Genomic DNA, 16,046 nt, shown 5'->3' on the forward strand with positions numbered 1-16,046 from the left:
CGACGGAGTTTCAGGAGGTCGAACATGGCGAGGATACTGGCAGTGGATGATGAACGGGCGATCCTCGACGCGCTTGCGCGCGTCCTCGGCCGCGACGGCCATGAGGTCGTCAAGGCGGAGGACCCGACGGCGGTCCCGGGGATGGACCTCTCGCGCTTCGACCTCGTGCTCTGCGACGTCATGATGCCGGGGCTCGACGGCTTCGAGCTCGTGCGGCAGATCCGCCCGGACTTCGACGGCCCCATCGTCTTCCTGACCGCTCGCGTGGCCGAGGAGGATGCCGTGGCCGCCTACGGCCTGGGCGCCGACGACTACGTCCGCAAGCCCTTCGGGGCCGCGGAGCTGCGCGCCAAGGTCGCGGCCCATCTACGCCGTGAGCGCCGGCCGCGCTCGCACGCCCTCTCCTTCGGGGAGGTGCGGATCGACCTCAGGGCGCGCGGCCTCGCCGTGGGCGGCGAGGCCGTGCCGCTCACGCCCACCGAGTACGCCATCTGCGAGTACCTCGCCCGCCACCCCGGGCAGGTCATGAGCCGCGCGCAGATACGCGAGGCGGTGCTCGGCTGGGAGAGCGACGCCGACGACGCGGCCATATCCATGCAGGTCAGTCGCGCCCGGAGGAAACTCTCCGAGGCCGGCGCCGATCCGATCGCGACCGTCTGGGGGATGGGGTACAAGTGGCAGCTCTGAGGATCGGGGCGCGAGGTCGCGGGGGCATGCCGCTCTCCTTCGTCATCGCGCGCTACTTCGCCTACGCGTTCGCGGCAGTCGCCACGGCGTGGCTCGCCTCGTTCATGATGCTCTCTGTGGCGATCAACGCGGGCTTCGTCTACGAGGCAAGCTGGGGGCCGGCCAATGCGCGCGAGGTCGCGGAGGGCCTGGCACGCGACGGCGTCTGCGGGCAGCAGGACGTGCCGACGGCGTACCGCTACCTCATCCTGAACAAGGACGGAAACGTGCTGATGACAGACCTCGAGAGCACGCGGCTCGAGGACGCGAAGGAAATGGCTCGTACGGCACTCGCCGCGGATCCGGGCACAGTGGAGATCGAGGGCGGGGGTTCGGGCGTTACCTACGCCGCGTTCCCGCTCAAAGGTGGCGGGGCCTGCGCGCTCGTCAGCGAGTATCTGCCGCAGTGGGTCTCGCGCGACCTCGCCGGCCTGCTTCCCAACCCGCAGAACCTCATGCTCGTCGGCGCCACGGCGGGAAGCGCACTTGCGCTTGCGCTCGTCGCGCGCCGCGCGAGCCGCGTGATCTCGCGCAAGATGGCGCCGCTCGCGGAGGCGGCGGGGCGCGTCGGCGCGGGGGAGCTCGACTTCGCGGTCGGCAGCACCAACGTGCGCGAGGTGAACGACGTCCTCGCCGCGATGGACGCCATGCGGGCCTCCCTCGCCGAGTCGCTCGAGGCCCGCTGGGCCGCGGAGCGGGGGCAGCGCGAGCAGATGACGTCGCTCGCCCACGACCTCAAGACGCCGCTCACCGTGCTGCGCGCCAACGCCGACTTCGTAGCGGAGGAGCTGGAAGACGAGAAAGACGCCGACCTCGCGGCCGCCGCGCGCGACATAGCCGGCAGTGTCGAAAGGCTCGACGGCTACGTGCGCCTGCTCATCGAGGCCTCGCGCGGGTCCGGCGGGGCGGAGAGGGCCCCCATGCGGCCGGCCGAGCTTTGCGAGCAGGTCCTCGCCGAGGCCGCCCAGATCGCCCGGGCGCGAGGCGTGACGCTCGACGCGGCCACGGGCCCCGCTGTCGCGGGCGCGCCCGAGGCCGCGCTCGACCGAACCGCCCTGGCGCGAGCCGCCGCGAACCTCGTGGCCAACGCCGCCGAGCACGCACGCTCGCGCGTGGCTGTCTCCTGCGACGTCGCGGGCGGGCACCTCGTCATCGAGGTTGCCGACGACGGACCGGGCTTTTCTCCCGCCGCCCTCGAACGCGGCTGCGAGCGCCTCTTCACAGACGACTCCTCCCGCTCCTCGCGTGACGAAGGCCGCCACTACGGGCTCGGCCTCCACGTCGCCTCCGAGGCCGCGAGCGCCCACGGGGGATCCGTCTCGCTCGCCAACGGCCCCTCGGGCGGTGCGGTGGCCACCATCGCGGTCCCCCTGTGCGGGATCTGACGATTTCCTCGATGTCTACCTCGACTGCGATATGTCGCTCGCCGAGGCCGCGACGAGATGGTGTTGCGTCTGCCCCGTTTGGTGCTTCTAGCTCAAATTTGATCTGATGTAAGGCCCGTGCAATCCTGCATGGGCCTTACTTTTGGCAATTGCTCGACCGATTCGTGGCTTGAAACACAAATTATCGAGTTAAGGAGAAATGGGGTCATACAGCAGCTCTCAGAGCGCTTGCCGCACTCCCCCGCCATTACCTCTGCGGCGTCCTCGTATAGAGCCCATACCGTTTGGCATATCGTTGCAATCGCCCACTTGTCCACCGGTCAAGTGAACTACTGGAATAAATACAGCGACACGCTTGTCCGTTACAGTCGCTATATCTGTGTAAATCGCCGCGATAAATACAGCCTGTACTCGGCTGTATACCAACTACGCGTATGTAGATTCATATCGCGTTAATAAATCGGCTCAAGCGTGTGCAAAACGCGCAAGTAACCGCAAAAGGCGATTATCGCTCAGGTAGATTTTTGGCACCCCGTTGCTTAATCAAAATTAAGCAATTGCTTAAAACAAAAAAGGTCAGGCACTAGATGCCTGACCTGCAAACTTCTGGTCGGGACGACTGGATTCGAACCAGCGACCCCTTGACCCCCAGTCAAGTGCGCTACCAAGCTGCGCCACGTCCCGAAGCTTTTGTTTGTTGCTCTGCTCTCGCTCGCAACAGGGAGTATATTAACCCGAAACTTTAGACTTGTGCAAGAACTTTTTTATAAATTTTGAAGCAAGTCCAAAATTGTATCTGCGAGCTGGGGTTTTGTTAGAACGGGAAGTTCTTTCGTACCCGTTGTGCTCACAATCCAGGCCTTGTTGGTATCGGTTCCAAAGCCCGAATCGGCGCGTGAGACATCGTTGGCGATAATGGCATCGCAGCCTTTGCGTGCCAATTTGCGCTCGGCGTACTTGACGACGTTATCGGTCTCGGCAGCAAATCCGATTACGAGGCGATCGCCCTTTTGGCGTGAGAGTTCGGCCAAGATGTCAACGGTCTCGACGAGCTCGATTCGATCCAGGCGCTCGTTGGCCTTTTTGAGCTTATGGTCCGCCGGGGCCGCCGGCGTGTAGTCGGCGACGGCGGCGGCGCAAATGGCAGCGTCGGCCGTCTGGAAGGCGCTCAGCGCCGCCTGCAGCATCTCTGCGGCGGTCTGCACGCTTACGCACGCCACGCCGCGGGGAACATCGAGCGATGTCGGTCCCAGCACGAGCGTGACCTCGGCACCGCGGCGAGCGGCCTTCCCCGCCAGGGCGATGCCCATCTTGCCCGACGATCGGTTTCCAATAAAACGCACGGGGTCGATCGGTTCGTGCGTAGGACCGGCAGTGATGACGATGCGCTTGCCCGCCAGGTCTTGCGGCACGGGATTGAGCACCTCGCAGATGGCTTCGACGATGTCCTCGGGCTCGCTCATGCGCCCCGTGTCTACGTCGCCGCAAGCAAGGTAGCCACTACCGGGCCCAACCACGTGCACCCCGCGGTCGCGCAGCGTGGCCATATTGGCCTGGGTTGCCGGCACCTTCCACATGCCATTGTTCATGGCCGGCGCGATCACAATGGGTCGCGGCGTGGCGAGTAGCGTCGTAGAAATCAGGTCATCGGCAATGCCGTTGGCCATCTTGGCGATGATATTGGCCGTCGCGGGCGCCACGACCACCAGATCGGGCTCCTGCGCCAGCGAAATGTGGTGGATGGGGTCGGAAGGATCGTCGAATAGCCCAACCGCGACCGGCTCGTTGGTGAGCGCGCGGAAGGTAAGCGGCCCCACAAACTCCGTGGCATGCTCGCTCATAACGACTTTGACACGTGCGCCGCGCTTTTGCAGCAGGCGCACGATATTGCACGACTTATAGGCGGCGATCCCGCCGGTAATGCCCAGCAGGATCGTTTTTCCCTCAAGTTGCATTGAATTGTTGGATGCCGCCGTCATCGCTAGGCTTCCTTACTCGGGAGCACCAGGAGGCGGTGGCAGTACGGACAGTGCGTAATCTCGCTACCGTCGTGGTTGAGGTCGCTCATGGACGATGCCTGCAGCGCGGTGTGGCAGACCGTGGGGATGTTGCCCTGGATGGTCTCGACGGCCAAGCCGCGGAACTGCTTGAGCAGACGCTCGTAGTCGCTGAGCACGTCGGTGGGCAGCGTAGCGGCCAGCGCGGTGCGCTCCTTGGTGGCGGCATCGATCTGGGCCTGGAGGTCGGCTGCCTTGGCGCGGGCGGCCTTGGTGTCGGCCTTCACGCCCTCCTCGAACTTGGCGATGATTGCCTGTGCGCGAGCCTCGCGGTCGAGCGCCTCCTTGTGGGCGACTACGACGTCCTTGCGGGTGTGCTCGATCTTGTCCAGGCGCTTGGCCAGGGTGGCGAGCTCGTTCTCCAGGTCCTGAACCTCGCGATAGTCAGAGCCGTCGACGTGGCGCTTCTTAGCGGCCTCAATGGCGTTATTGGTCTGGATCTCGGTGGTGTTGAGATCGTCGAGCTCAATATCCAGGTCCTTGCGCTGAGCGTAGAGCTTGGTCATTTCGGCCTTGAGCTTTACATAGGTCTTGCGCTTGGAAGCGAGCTCCTTGAGCTCCGGCATATTGGCAAGTTCGCTCTTGTTGCGGGCGAGCTCCAAATCGATCTGTTGCAGCTTGAGTAGCGTAGCGCCGGCGCTCATAAGTTCTCTCCTTTTGTCACAGTCCACCATTGGCAAGGGTTCAGTATTTTAATCGCATGACGGGGGTCGACCCCGGCGTCAACTGCAGAGTTCATCAATATATCAACGAACGGCTCCTCGGAGCGGTCGTGGCCGAGCAAGATCACCGACAGCCCGCGCAAGGCAAGGTCTTGCGCCACGTGGTAGCCCGCCTCGCCCGTCACGACAACATCTGCGCCCGCGGCGATGGCGAGCTCTCCGAAGTCGCCCAGGGAGCCGCCCAAAATGGCGACGGTGCGGCACGGGCGATCAGCTTTGCCCCACACACGCGGGTCGCTGCCAAAGGCCGTGGCAGCACGGGTGGCAAGATCGCGCAGCGTGCACGGGTCGTTGAGCGTTGCAAGTGCGCCCAGGCCGGTGGCCTCGGGGTCGTCCACGTGCTCCAGTGAGCTCACGGGTGCGGCACCCAGCAGCTTGCTCAGGCAGACACGGGCTTCGTGCGAGCGGTCCAGGTTGGTGTGGAGCGAGATAATGCTCACCCCGCAGCGGGCAGCCTCGTAGAGGGCCGCACTGCACTGGGGTCGTGTGGCATCCGCCGGACAAAAGGCCTCGGGTGCCTTGATGTATATGGGATGATGCGTCAGCAGCACGTTGGCGCTTGCTTCTTGGGCGCGGCGAACATTAGCCTCAGTCGCATCGAGTGCGCAGGCAACGCCGGTGATCTCCGCGGCCGGATCGCCAACGGAGAGTCCTACGTGGTCCCAGGGCTCGGTGTCCGTCTTGGGATAGCGTGCCAGTAGCGCGCGCTCGAGCTCGGCGACGATCATGCGGCACCTGCGATCGAGAGCAGCGTCTGGGCAAACTCGTCCAGATCGTCCGGATTCACGCGGTCGTCAAAGGAAATGCGCAGTGCACCTAGTGCCTGCTCGCGACCAATGCCCATGGCGCTGAGCACATGGCTCGGGTCCATGCTGCCGCTCGAGCACGCCGAGCCGGCCGAAACCTCAAAGCCGGCGGCGTCGAGCTTGATGATGAGTTCCTCTGAGTCCATGCCGTCAATGTAGATCGATAACATGCCGGGCAGACGGTCGGCTTGCGCGTAGTCACCCATGGTGGCGTGAATGCGCGGATGGGCCGTAAGCGTGGCGTAGAGCTTGTCGGAAAGGGCTTGCAGCTTCGCGCGCTCCTGAGCCACATGGGGCGTCAGAGACGAGGCGGCAGCGGCAAAGGCGAGCTGCGTGCGCAGGTCTTGCGTGCCGGCACGACGACCGGCCTCCTGTCCGCCGCCGAAGATGCGCGGGCGCAGCGGCGTGCGGCTCTTAAGGTAGAGTGCGCCAGATGCCACGGGACCGCCAATCTTGTGGGCTGCGACGGACATGGCGTCGACGCCCAGCTCGGTGACATCGAGTGGAATATGCAAGTAGCCCTGGATGGCATCGGTGTGGAACAGGGCACCTGCGGTGTGCGCAGCTGCGGCAAGCTCGCGGATGGGCTGCACCACGCCGGTTTCGTTGTTGGCGACCATAATGCTCACGAGCGCCACGTCGTCGCCTAGCAGCTCGACAAGCGTGGCAGGCTCAACGTAGCCCGCGCGGCAGGGCTGCACCAGGTCGACGGTAAAGCCGGCGGCACGCAGCAGCGGCAGGTTGTCCAGAATCGAATCGTGCTCGATGGCCGAAACGATTACGCGACCGCGCTTGCGATCGCGCTGACGAGCGCCCTCGGCAAGACCGAGCAGCGCCAGCTGGTTGGCTTCGGTGCCGCCGTTGGTCAGTACAATCTCGGACGGGCGGACGTGCGCGCCAAAGCTGCGGGCGATCTCGCGACGTGCAACCTCCAGACGCGCGGCAGCCTTGCGGCCGAGCGAATGCAGCGAGTTGGGGTTGACGCCGGCAAGCTCGCTGTCGTCGTACTCGCGCTGCGCAAGGAGCGCCTCGGCGCGCATTGGCGTCGAGGCGGCATAGTCAAGATTCACGGGTATGCGGTTTTGACCTGCGGTCATAAGGGTTTATGCCTCCTGTGCGGCCTCGTTGCCCAGCTTCTGCAGCAGCGCAACCTCGGCAGCGGGATCTTCGGACTTAAATACGGCGGAGCCGGCCACGAGCACGTTGGCGCCGGCCTTGACGACCTCGGCGATGTTCTTGGAAGAGATACCGCCGTCGACCTCGATCAGGGGCGACACGCCGTGGCGCTCGCACATGGCCTTGAGCTCGTGAAGCTTTGCGATGGTGCCCGGGATAAAGCTCTGGCCGCCAAAGCCCGGGTTCACGCTCATGAGCAGCACCATATCGACGACGTCGATGATGCTCTCGAGCACGCACACGGGGGTGGCGGGGTTGAGCACCACGCCGGCCTTGACGCCGCGCTGCTGCAGATGCGTGAGCGTGCGGTGCAGGTGCGTGGAAGCCTCGTAGTGCACGGTGATCATGTCGGCACCGGCGTCGGCGTACCAATCGACCGTCTCGTCGGGGTTCGTCACCATGAGGTGCGCGTCGACCGGTACATCGGTGGAGCGCTTGACGGCCTTAAGGATGTCAACGCCAAAGGTGAGGTTGCCGGTAAAGTGACCGTCCATAACGTCGAAGTGCACGTAGTCGGCACCGGCGATCTTGTCGAGTTCGCCCTTGAGGTTGGCCATGTCGGCCGAAAGGACAGACGGAGCGATTTTGATGGAACCCATGGTAGAAGCCTTTCTGCGCTAGTCGGTGAGTCCGTAGAACTCTTGAGAAGGGACGCGATCTGTGAGAATCTCGAGCGCCCTATCCAAAGTAACACCGTTGTAGAGCGTTTGCTCCACGGCAAAGGTGAGCGGAATGTCTACGCCCAGTGAACGGGCAAGCTCACTGACGCTGCGGGCCGCGACGGCGCCCTCGACCACCATATGCGTACGTGCCTGGTACTCGTCGAGCGAGATGCCGTGGGCAAACTCGTAGCCAAAGGTGCGGTTGCGCGAATGCTCGGAGGTGCAGGTGGCAATGAGGTCACCCATGCCGGCAAGACCCATGCAGGTCATGGCTTGACCGCCGCGGGCGTGCACCAGACGGCTGATCTCGGCCAGGCCGCGCGTCATGATAAGGGCAAGCGTGTTGTCGCCCGCACCAGAACCGGCGGAAATGCCGCACACGATGGCGATGACATTTTTCATGGCGCCGCAAACCTCGACGCCGGTCATGTCCTGCGACAGGTAGATGCGGAAGGCCGTGGATAGGAGCAGGTCCTTAAAGGTCTCCCCTACCTGTGGATCATTGCTGGCGATGACGGCGGCAGAAAGCCCGCCGCGGCAGATCTCCTCGGCATGGTTGGGGCCCGAGAGCGCCGCGACACGCGACTCGTTGCCGATCTCACTGGCGATTACCTCACTCATAAGCAGGCCGGATTCGGGCTCAATACCCTTGGTGAGGCAGAGTGCCGGGGTGTCGGCGGCGATGAAGGGTGCTGCCTGATGGCATACGCTGCGCAGGTGCGTGGAGGGCACGGCAAAGATGATGGCCTCGGCGCCGTCGAGCGCCTGCGACAGGTCCGTGGCGGCGACAACGTTGCCGGGCAGCTCGTAGTCCACCAGATACCGGGGATTGCGGTGCTCGGCATTGATGCCGGTGGCCGTCTGCTCGCTATGGGCCCACATGGTCACGCGCTCGGCTCGCTCGGCGGCGAGGCCGGCGACGGCGGTTCCCCAGGAGCCGGAGCCAATCAGCGCAACATTCATGACTCTCTCCTACTTATCGTCGGGCTCGGTGACGCGCTTGGTAAACGAGAGCTTGGACTCCTTACCGGCCATGAGCTTTTGGATATTCGAGCGATGGGCCCACACCACGGTGATGCCGATCATCGCCATGCAGAACTTGAGGCCCAGGCTGCTGTACGGAAAGACCGCGCAAGCAGCGATAGGAAGTCCGATGGCCGCGGCAAGCGAACCCACTGACACATACTTGGTGATGGCGACGGCTACGATAAACATGCCCAGCAGCGACAGGCCAATAGGCCAGTACCAGGCGAGGATGACACCCAGACCAACTGCGATACCCTTGCCGCCGTGGAAGTTGAGATAGGGCGAGAAGATATGGCCCCACACGGCTGCCAGGCAAATGACACCGAGCATCCAGTCGCCGGGGGCTCCGGGCGCCATGATGTTCGGCGGAAATCCATAGCCCACGCTCGCGATGAACGGACGGGCGATGACAACGCAGATGGCGCCCTTAAGGCAGTCGAGCAGCAGCGTGAGCGCGGCCACCTTGGGGCCGGCTACGCGCAGGGCGTTGGTGGTGCCGATGTTACCGGAGCCCGCCTTGCGAATGTCGGTGTGGTTAAACACGCGGCCCAAGATCAGGCCAAACGGAATCGCTCCGATAAAGAACGAGACCACGGCGCAGATGGCGGTCAGCAGAATCGGATTATGCATCCTTTTGCTCCTTCTTCCTAAAGAAGAGTCGAATGGGCGTGCCGGCAAAGTCGAAGGTCGAGCGCATGCGGTTCTCCACGTAGCGCTGGTAGGTGTCGTTGACCAGGTCACTGTGGTTGACGAAGAACGTGAACGTCGGCGGGTTGACGCCCGTCTGGGTCACGTAGTGCATGCGCAGGCGGCGCTTGCCGTCCACCACGGTATGACCGAACTCGCGCAGGTCGGTGAGGAACGCGTTGAGGCGCGAGGTGCTAATCTTCTGCGAGCGCGTCTTTTCGGCGGCGTCTACCATCGCCCAGATCTTCTCGACGCTGCGGCCGGTGAGAGCAGAGATGCGCAGGTACTGGGCCCAGGGAGCCATGACGCCCAGACGGCGGTCGATGGTCTCCATGCAGGCCTCGCGCTTACGGTCGTCGTCGAGCAGATCCCACTTGTTGAGCAGCACAACGATGGCGCAGCCGCGCTCGATGGCAAGACCCATGACCTTCTGGTCCTGCTCGGTGACGCCCACGGAGGCGTCGACGACGAGCAGCGCCACGTCGGCGCGGTCGATGGCGCGCAGGCCGCGGACCATGGAGTAGTACTCGATGTTCTCGTACACGGTGCTCTTCTTGCGAATGCCCGCGGTGTCGACCATGCGGTAGTGCTTGCCGTCGCGCTCGACGACGGTGTCGATGGCATCGCGCGTCGTGCCGGCGATGTTGGACACGATGGAGCGGTCCGCGCCCAGGATGCGGTTGAACAGCGAGGACTTACCGGCGTTGGGGCGGCCGATGATGGCCACGTTCAGCGCATCGGGGAACTCGTCGGCGATCTCGTCCTCCTCCTCGGGCAACAGGGCCACGATGTCGTCGAGCAGGTCGCCCGTGCCATGGCCATGCAGGGCCGAGAGCGGCGTGGGCTCACCGATGCCGAGCGAATAGAACTCCCAGATGCTGTCGTTCTCGCGATCGGGATTGTCGAGCTTGTTCACCAGCAAAAAGACCGGCTTGTCGCAGCGCTTGAGCATGCGAGCGACCGACTCGTCCTCCTCGGTGACGCCGGTGCGGCCGTCGACAACAAACAGGATGACGGCGGCTTCCTCGGCGGCGGCGAGGGCCTGGTCGCGGATGGACGTGGCAAAGACGTCGTCGCTCTTGAGCGGCTCGATGCCGCCCGTGTCGACGATGGTGAACTCACGGCCGTTCCAGTCGGCCGTGTGATACGAGCGGTCGCGCGTGACGCCGCGGGACTCGTGGACGATGGCGTCCGAGGTCTGGGCCAGGCGGTTGACGAGCGTGGACTTGCCCACGTTAGGGCGTCCGACGACGGCGACGATAGGTTTCATCTGCTCTCCTTTAATGGGTAGGGTCAGCGGGAATAGTTGAATCGGCGGGCGTTGTGCCAAGGATGTGCTCCAGGGTATCGAGCAGCTCATGCGGCATGGTCGATACCACATGAACCTCGGCGCCGCGACCGGTAAGGCGTGCGAGTAATTCGTCACGATGATACTCGTCAAGGGTCATACCGTCGGCGTTGAACATGAGCTTAGGCACAAAGAGCATAACCCCCGACAGTTCCTGCGGCAGCTGCTCCAAGATGTCGCAGGCGACGATGAGGCCGGTCACGTCCACATTGCCACCAAAGTAACGGTTTTTGATGGCCGTGACGGTACCGGCAAGGCCCTGCGGCGATTCCACAAAACGCGCCACCGTATCGCGCGCGCTGGCGCCCGAAAGGCACAGCAGGCGCTGGCCACGGGCGGCGATTGCCTCGCGAACGCGGCGCAGGCGCTCGGCATCGGCGGCGAGCACGTTGTCGGTCTCGTCCAGATAGGAGCGGATCATGCCGATGCCGTCGTAGTACTGCGGGTAGCCGTCGTAAAAGTCCGCCTCGGGCGGCTCGATGCCGGCATCCAGGTAGAACTCGTCGCTCATCTGGAAGGTGTGGCGGCCAAATCGCTCGAAGGCACGGTCCTGGAAGGGCCGGATCATGGCAATGGTCTCGCGCGCCAGCTCGGGCTTGTCGCTGTAGGACCAGCTAAAACGGTTCTGATGCTTGGTAAAACCGAGCGGCACAATGCCCAGGCTCGTGATTTGCTCGTGCTCCTCGCAAAACCGCAGGGTCTTTTCCAGCTCCTCGCCGTCGTTCATGCCGGGGCACAGTACGATCTGCGCGTGAATCTCGATGCCGGCGGCCATGATGGTCTCGAGCACGTCCATGCCGCGCTGGGCGTTGCGGCCCATCATGCGGCGGCGAACATCGGGGCTAACGGCATGGACCGAAACGTTCATGGGGCTCATGTTGCGTTGGATGACGTTTTGAACATCATCATCGGTGAGGTTCGTGAGCGTGACAAAGTTGCCCTGCAAAAAGCTCAGGCGATAGTCGTCGTCGCGGATGTAGAGCGTGGAGCGACCGCCCTTGGGCAGCATCGTCATAAAGCAGAACACGCAGGCGTTTACGCAGGTACGCATGCCATCGAAGATGGGGCCATCGAACTCCAGACCCCAGTCCTCGCCGGGAAAGCGATCGAGCTCGACGGGGGTGACGGTGCCGTCGCGCGGATCGAAAACCTCCAGCTCGACGGTGTCGTCATCTGCCTCCCATAGCCACACGATCATATCGGTCAGTTGCTCGCCGTTGACCGTGAGCACGCGCATGCCCGGCTCGATACCCACATCCCATGCGGGCGATTCGGGGCGCACGTTTTTAACGAGCGCGCCCTCACCCGGCTCGGGGTCGCGGCTGCGCCCGTAATCGGCCACCTCGGCGGCGTATGCGGGTACGGTCTGGTCCATGATTAGCGGCAAAGCTCCTTGATGCGCTCGAGGGCGCGCTCGATGTGTTCTTGCGGTGTGGAGGCGCCGGCGGTGATACCGATGTGGTGAGCGTCGGTAAACCATGCGGCCTGGATCTCGGAGGCCTCCTCGATGTGATGCGTGTGCTCGCAGACGTCGGCGCAGATCTGCGCCAAGCGGCGGGTGTTGCCCGAGTTCTTGCCGCCCACCACGACCATGCAGTCGCAGCGGTTGGCAAGTGCGGCTGCTGCCTGTTGACGCTCGCTCGTGGCGGCGCAGATGGTGTTGATCACGCGCAGTTCCTGCACGCGCGGCGTGATGGCAGCCACGACCTCGGCCAGGTTCTGCGCGGTCTGGGTGGTCTGAACGACGAGTCCGACCTTGCCCTTGAGCGGCAGCGCGTCCGCATCGGCGGCGCAGCTCACGACTTGAGCGTCATCGCCGGCATGGCCCAGGATGCCCTCAACCTCGGGGTGGCCCGGCTCGCCCACGACGATCACGCGGTAGCCCTCGCGTACCAGGCGCTCCGCCGCCACGTGGACTTTTTTCACGTAGGGGCAGGTGGCATCGACCACGTCGAGACCGCGCTCGCGAGCGGCCTCGATCACCTGCGGCACCACGCCGTGCGCGCGGATGATCACGGTGCCCGATGCGGCGTCGTCTAGGGTCTCGGCCAGACCGACGCCTGCCTCGGAAAGCTCGCGCACCACGATGGGATTATGGATGAGCGGGCCCAGGGTGTGGACTTGAGCGTTCTCCCCCGCCTGCGGGGCGGCCGCCAGGGCCATATCGAGCGCACGCTGCACGCCGTAGCAGGTGCCGGCGTGGGCGGCGATTTCGATAGTGGGGGCGTTTGCCTTGCCGGGCACAGCCTCGGCGGTGTTCATAACTTCCTCGCCCATGGCTAGAACCTGCCCGGATGCTCGGCGCACAAGTCATCGCGCATGGCGTAGACACGATTCATGGCTTCGGACTCAAACCATGCCAGGCGCTCCTTGCGCTTGAGCTCGTCCGGAGCGTCGGATAGTGAGATGGCCTTGCCGGCACGGATCCAGCACTTTTTGGGGCGCATGATCTTTTTGCCCGCAGGCGTGATATCGGACCAGCCGCAGATGGCGAGCGGGTTGACGGGCGCCTTGCCCATCTGGGCGATAAGCGCAAAACCGCCGTGGACCTCGGGCTTGATCTCGCGCGAGCGGATGCGCGTGCCCTCGGGGAAGATCAAGACGTCCTCGCCGCGCTGCAGCGCATGCTGGGCGGCACGCAGACACTTCATGTCGGCCGTGCCGCGCTCGACGGGAATACCGCCCACGCGGCTAAAGGCCCAGCGCACGATCTTGCTCTTGGCGAACTCAGATTTAAAGATAGGGCGCACACGGCGGCCGCCGAAGAACAACGCCGTCTCAACGGCCAGCAGCTCGGCCATTGAGGTGTGGTTGCAGATGACCACGCTGCCGCGGCCTTCCTGGCGCTCAAACAGCAGGTCGCTGTCCTCGACCTTCCAACGCCACATGAGCTTGGAGAAGACCCACAGGATGCCCATGACTACGGCGACAGTGCCGCGGATGAGCGCCGGGAACTCGGCGTAGGGGGCGTTGTAGTAATCCTCGGGCGTCTGCTTAAACAGGCGCATGGGCTACCTCCTTTGGTTGATGAGGTCCTCGATAATGCGGACGACCTCGTCGATGGTGTGGGCGGTGGAGTCGACGTGCACGGCGTCCTCGGCGGGAACGAGCGGCGCGACCTCGCGGCTGCTGTCGAGCTTATCGCGCTGCTTGAGGGCGTCGAGGGTCTCGTCGACCTCGGCCTCGAGCTGCTCGGTGGTAAGCGGCTGGGCGTCGTTTTGGTGGCGCTGCAGCACGCGGCGACGGGCGCGCTCGCGCGGGTCGGCGGTCAGGAACACCTTGACCTGTGCGTTGGGGAACACGACAGTGCCGATGTCGCGACCCTCGGCCACGATATCGCGGTCCTCGGCGGCGCGGCGCTGGTGGATGAGCATGGCCGCGCGCACGCCCGGGTAGGCCGAGACCTTGGAGACGTTGGCGTCCACCTGCGGGGTGCGGATGGCGGCCGATGCATCCTGGCCGTCGATGGTCAGGCGCGTGTCCTCGCCGGTGCCGTTGGTAAAGCGAATCTCGATTTGCTCGGCGAGGGCGTCAATGGCTGCCTCGTTATCCAGGTCGATGCCGCGGTCGAGCGCAGCGAAAGTTACGGCGCGATACATGGCGCCCGTGTCGAGCTTGTTAAAGCCTAGCTGGCGGGCAATCTCCTTGGCGATGGTGGACTTGCCGGAACCGGCGGGGCCGTCGATGGCGACGATCATACAATGCTTCCTTTCGGTGGTTGACGTACTGGTATGGGACGCAGGCGCTGGGGCGTGGCGGACTGACTAGCCCGTGTAGCGCTCGCGGTAGGTGTTGCGCTTGGGCGCGGAGCCGTGGCTGCCGTGGTGACGCGTGCGGGTCGCGGGGTTGACCGCTGTCGCGTTGGGGTCGCCCTGCTTGGAGCTGGCCTGCTTGGGCGGGATGCCGCCGGCCTTGAGAATCTGCACCTCGCGGTCGGTGAGCTCGCGCCACGAGCCCTTAGCCACGTCTTTGAGCTCCAGGCCGGCAAAGTTGCAGCGATGCAGGCGGATCACCGGATGGTGAATCTTGCTCAGCATGCGCTTGACCTGGTTCTTGCGGCCCTCGCGGATGATGACCTCCACGGCGGTGGTGCCGGGCTTGATGCCTTGCGGGGCTACGGCCTCGGCCTCGCGCGCGTTAATGACGCGGCAGATCGCCGGTTGGCATAGGCCATCGTCGAGCTCGATGCCGCGGCGCAGCGGCGTGAGGTCGCGATCGGTCAGGTTGCCGTCCACCAGCGCCTGGTAGGTCTTGTAGACGTGCTTGCTGGGATGCAGCAGGTCCTGCGACAGGTCACCGTCGGTGGTAAAGAGCAGAAGGCCCGTGGTGTCGCGGTCCAAACGACCCACCGGAAAGAGCCCCGGAAAGCGGTCGCGCGGGACCAGGTCGGCCACGCAAGGGCGTTCCTGTGGATCGCTCATGGTGGTGAGGTAGCCGGTCGGCTTGTAGAGCATCAGGTACACGGCACCCTGGTTGAGCTTGACGGGCATACCGTCGACCTCGATGTGGTCGCGGTCGACATCGACCTTGGTGCCTAGTTCGGTTGCGACCTGGCCGTTGACGGTTACGCGGCCGGCAGTCATCAGGTCCTCCGAGCCGCGGCGGCTCGCCACGCCCGCGCGCGCCAAAAAGCGCTGCAGGCGCATAGTGTGCGTGTAGACGGGCTGGGCGTCGCCCGTGGGCGCTGCGTTGTCCATGGCGCTTGCGAAGTGCGTTTCCCCTGCTTCGTTAGTCCTCGTCATGCATATCCTCCGAGGTATCGACGGTGGGCAGAAGCTCCTCGCCATCGGTGTCCTCAACATCGGTATCGATCAGTTCGCGTTCTTCGTCCAGGTCCTCGGCCTGCTCCTCGAGCGTGGACTGAATGCTGCGGCCGCTCAGGCGCTCGCGGATAAACTGGCGCGACTGCTCGTCGGGGGCAAACTGCTCCAGATCGGGCAGGTCCCGGGTGGAGCGCAGGCCGAACTTTTCCAAGAAGGCGTTGGTCGTGCCGTAGATGATGGCCTGACCGCGCTCGGGGTCGCGGCCGAGTTCGCGCACCAGGCCCTTATCCACGAGCGACGCGATGACGCCGTCGGAGTTGACGCCGCGGATGCCCTTGACCACCTCGCGCGTGACGGGCTGGTGGTAGGCGATGACGGCCAGGGTCTCAAGCGCCGCCTGAGACAGCTTTTGCGTGTCCCAGCTCAGCACGTAGGCCTCGACCACATCATGGTAGGCGGGGTGTGTAAACAGGCGCCAGCCACCGGCGACCTCGCGCAGCTGAAAGCCGTGGTTGGCCTCTTCGTACTCAACCTTGAGCTCGGCCAAAAGCGACGCGCACTCGCCCGGGGCGATATCCAGCGCAGCTGCCAGCGCGGGTGCGCTGACGGGGTCGCTCGACACCAGCAGCAGCGCCTCGAGGGCGCCTTTGAGGCTGTTTGCCTCCAGCGTGGAAAGGGTTGACATGGT

16 protein-coding genes and 1 tRNA gene are annotated in these 16,046 nt (G+C 64.4%); 2 read left to right on the top strand and 15 right to left on the bottom strand.

The genetic code is table 11. The annotated features are described in order from the left end of the window. Nucleotides 1-24: 24 nt before the first annotated feature. The gene (locus AQ996_RS00625) at nt 25-687 is read left to right on the top strand and encodes a response regulator transcription factor (RefSeq protein WP_055250129.1); all 663 of its coding nucleotides are present in this window, start codon (nt 25-27) and stop codon (nt 685-687) included. A 26-nt stretch (nt 688-713) separates the two neighbouring features. Then, a complete protein-coding gene (locus AQ996_RS00630; RefSeq protein ID WP_055250131.1) occupies nt 714-2,111 on the top strand; it encodes a sensor histidine kinase in 1,398 nt (465 codons plus the stop codon). 607 nt (nt 2,112-2,718) lie between these two features. Here AQ996_RS00630 and AQ996_RS00635 read toward each other — a convergent pair. The 15 genes from AQ996_RS00635 to scpB form a co-directional block, all read right to left on the bottom strand. Continuing rightward, nucleotides 2,719-2,795, bottom strand: a tRNA-Pro gene (locus tag AQ996_RS00635). Between the two features lie 80 nt (nt 2,796-2,875). After that, entirely contained in the window at nt 2,876-4,090 is a 1,215-nt protein-coding gene (gene coaBC, locus AQ996_RS00640) for a bifunctional phosphopantothenoylcysteine decarboxylase/phosphopantothenate--cysteine ligase CoaBC (RefSeq protein ID WP_055250133.1), read from the bottom strand. 2 nt (nt 4,091-4,092) lie between these two features. Further along, nucleotides 4,093-4,812 carry a zinc ribbon domain-containing protein gene (locus AQ996_RS00645; RefSeq protein WP_055250135.1) on the bottom strand — a complete coding sequence of 240 codons (720 nt, stop codon included), beginning with the start codon at nt 4,810-4,812 and terminating at the stop codon, nt 4,093-4,095. Then, a complete protein-coding gene (locus AQ996_RS00650; RefSeq protein WP_055250137.1) occupies nt 4,809-5,618 on the bottom strand; it encodes a Nif3-like dinuclear metal center hexameric protein in 810 nt (269 codons plus the stop codon). The genes AQ996_RS00645 and AQ996_RS00650 overlap by 4 nt, the downstream gene beginning before the upstream one ends. Continuing rightward, the gene (locus tag AQ996_RS00655) at nt 5,615-6,793 is read right to left on the bottom strand and encodes a cysteine desulfurase family protein (protein WP_055250138.1); all 1,179 of its coding nucleotides are present in this window, start codon (nt 6,791-6,793) and stop codon (nt 5,615-5,617) included. Before AQ996_RS00655 ends, AQ996_RS00650 begins: the two co-directional genes overlap by 4 nt. A gap of 6 nt (nt 6,794-6,799) precedes the next feature. Further along, complete coding sequence (gene rpe, locus AQ996_RS00660; RefSeq protein ID WP_055250140.1) at nt 6,800-7,471, bottom strand: ribulose-phosphate 3-epimerase; 672 nt, start codon at nt 7,469-7,471, stop codon at nt 6,800-6,802. 18 nt (nt 7,472-7,489) lie between these two features. Beyond that, the gene (locus AQ996_RS00665) at nt 7,490-8,497 is read right to left on the bottom strand and encodes an NAD(P)H-dependent glycerol-3-phosphate dehydrogenase (protein WP_055250142.1); all 1,008 of its coding nucleotides are present in this window, start codon (nt 8,495-8,497) and stop codon (nt 7,490-7,492) included. A 9-nt stretch (nt 8,498-8,506) separates the two neighbouring features. After that, nucleotides 8,507-9,190, bottom strand: coding sequence for a glycerol-3-phosphate 1-O-acyltransferase PlsY (plsY, locus tag AQ996_RS00670; RefSeq protein ID WP_055250144.1), 684 nt, complete (start codon nt 9,188-9,190; stop codon nt 8,507-8,509). Then, entirely contained in the window at nt 9,183-10,517 is a 1,335-nt protein-coding gene (gene der / locus AQ996_RS00675) for a ribosome biogenesis GTPase Der (RefSeq protein ID WP_055250146.1), read from the bottom strand. The genes plsY and der overlap by 8 nt, the downstream gene beginning before the upstream one ends. Nucleotides 10,518-10,527: 10 nt before the next feature. Then, nucleotides 10,528-11,970: a DUF512 domain-containing protein gene (locus tag AQ996_RS00680; protein WP_055250148.1), complete on the bottom strand. Its 1,443-nt coding sequence runs from the start codon at nt 11,968-11,970 to the stop codon at nt 10,528-10,530. 2 nt (nt 11,971-11,972) lie between these two features. After that, entirely contained in the window at nt 11,973-12,872 is a 900-nt protein-coding gene (locus AQ996_RS00685) for a 4-hydroxy-3-methylbut-2-enyl diphosphate reductase (protein ID WP_082435456.1), read from the bottom strand. A gap of 2 nt (nt 12,873-12,874) precedes the next feature. After that, nucleotides 12,875-13,603: a lysophospholipid acyltransferase family protein gene (locus tag AQ996_RS00690; RefSeq protein WP_055250152.1), complete on the bottom strand. Its 729-nt coding sequence runs from the start codon at nt 13,601-13,603 to the stop codon at nt 12,875-12,877. A gap of 3 nt (nt 13,604-13,606) precedes the next feature. Further along, nucleotides 13,607-14,293 carry a (d)CMP kinase gene (cmk, locus tag AQ996_RS00695; protein WP_055250155.1) on the bottom strand — a complete coding sequence of 229 codons (687 nt, stop codon included), beginning with the start codon at nt 14,291-14,293 and terminating at the stop codon, nt 13,607-13,609. A gap of 66 nt (nt 14,294-14,359) precedes the next feature. Beyond that, the gene (locus AQ996_RS00700; protein WP_148315791.1) at nt 14,360-15,292 is read right to left on the bottom strand and encodes a pseudouridine synthase; all 933 of its coding nucleotides are present in this window, start codon (nt 15,290-15,292) and stop codon (nt 14,360-14,362) included. Nucleotides 15,293-15,323: 31 nt separating this feature from the next. Continuing rightward, on the bottom strand, nt 15,324-16,043 hold the full coding sequence (gene scpB, locus AQ996_RS00705; RefSeq protein WP_055250158.1) for an SMC-Scp complex subunit ScpB: 720 nt from the start codon (nt 16,041-16,043) through the stop codon (nt 15,324-15,326). Nucleotides 16,044-16,046 lie beyond the last annotated feature (3 nt).

Origin of the sequence: Collinsella aerofaciens (genome assembly GCF_001404695.1) — a bacterium.
Taxonomy (GTDB): Bacteria; Actinomycetota; Coriobacteriia; order Coriobacteriales; family Coriobacteriaceae; genus Collinsella; species Collinsella aerofaciens_E.